This is a genomic window from Bartonella sp. AP258QHHD (genome assembly GCF_042196145.1).
Taxonomy (GTDB): domain Bacteria; phylum Pseudomonadota; class Alphaproteobacteria; order Rhizobiales; family Rhizobiaceae; genus Bartonella.
On sequence record NZ_JBHIPR010000045.1, the window covers coordinates 1 to 1,366 of the forward strand.

A 1,366-nucleotide genomic window follows, 5' to 3' on the forward strand; every position below is an offset into this window, starting at 1 on the left:
TTTTTTTTAAATAAAATAACCCAAACTTTACCAATAAAATATTGAACAAAAAATCCTATTTCAAAACATTATTGGAAAAATAAGAAGCGTATAAAACTTTCATGCCTGATAGCGGCGGCTTTCAGATTATAATACCCTCCCCTCACAACGATTGTAACTTTTCTTACATATCGCAAGGATGTCATGTAAAAGGCTAAAGATAGAGTACATATTATATAATCACCATTGCATAAATATCTTACACGCTTTATGCTTTTCCATGGGAGCAAAAGGAAGATGTCAATGTCATCTAAACTGACGCGTAACCAAACATTGGTTTTAAATACTTTAAAAAATGCAAAAGGGCCTTTAAGTGCTTATGCGATTCTCAATCACTTACGCGAAGAAGGTTTTCGCGCACCTCTCCAAGTTTATCGTGCGTTAGAAAAACTCGTACAGTTAAAGTGTATTCATCGTCTTGAAAGTGTAAATGCCTTTATGGTCTGTTTACACCCTGAAAACTGTCAACATGAACTTACAACGTTTATAATTTGCGAAAACTGTGGCACAGTCAACGAAATACAAGATCAAACGATTGTATCAAGTTTAAAACAGATGGTTCAAGCGGTTGACTTCCAAGCACACAAAAGCACCCTAGAAGTACGAGGTCTTTGTAAAAAATGCGCAATAAAATAAGACATCTAACTTGACAATAAGATCTCTAACTTGCAAGTTTATATATTTAGCATTATGTAGCAGGGATCGCCTTATTGTTGGAAAAGCTTTTATCGTCCGTGCATATATCACCCTACCCTAGAGTGAGAGGCTTATTGTACTCGTTAGAACATAAATATTGAAAGTATAAAATCATGTCCGTATCTGAGACCATTTTTTCAACAAAAAATCTCGATAAAATGAAACAAAAAAAAAGTAATCAAGGCCCTTCTTATCGTCTTTGCGCTTTTTGTACTTTGGTTTAGCTATAAGTGGACGACGCAATGGTGTTGTATGCTGTCCACTGAAGATGCCTAAACTGTGGCACAGTCCACGAAATACAAAATCAAATGATTGTATCAAGTTTAAAACAGATGGTTCAAGCGGTTGACTTCCAAGCACACAAAAGCGCCCTAGAAGTACGAGGTCTTTGTAAAAAATGCGCAATAAAATAAGACATCTAACTTGACAATAAGATCTCTAACTTGCAAGTTTATATATTTAGCATTATGTAGCAGGGATCGCCTTATTGTTGGAAAAGCTCTTATCGTCCGTGCATATATCACCCTACCCTAGAGTGAGAGGCTTATTATACTCGTTAGAACATAAATATTGAAAGTATAAAATCATGTCCGTATCTGAGACCATTTTTTCAACAAAAAATCTCGATAAA

The 1,366-nt window shown here is 35.1% G+C and carries 1 protein-coding gene and 2 pseudogenes; all 3 read left to right on the forward strand.

Going from position 1 to position 1,366, the window contains the following annotated elements; all coding sequences use genetic code 11:
* The first annotated feature begins 282 nt into the window (after nt 1–282).
* The gene (locus ACFIMM_RS04590; RefSeq protein WP_375629863.1) at nt 283–675 is read left to right on the forward strand and encodes a Fur family transcriptional regulator; all 393 of its coding nucleotides are present in this window, start codon (nt 283–285) and stop codon (nt 673–675) included.
* 173 nt (nt 676–848) lie between these two features.
* Nucleotides 849–1,008, forward strand: a pseudogene (locus ACFIMM_RS04595) (HlyD family secretion protein); the annotation flags it as partial.
* A pseudogene (locus ACFIMM_RS04600) lies at nt 1,005–1,148 on the forward strand (transcriptional repressor); the annotation flags it as partial. The pseudogenes ACFIMM_RS04595 and ACFIMM_RS04600, both read left to right, overlap by 4 nt.
* Between the last annotated feature and the right edge of the window lie 218 nt (nt 1,149–1,366).

Coding starts and splice junctions, on each gene's coding strand:
- ACFIMM_RS04590 (WP_375629863.1), top strand. CDS start 283: ATGTCATCTAAACTGACGCGTAACCAAACATTGGTTTTAAATACTTTA.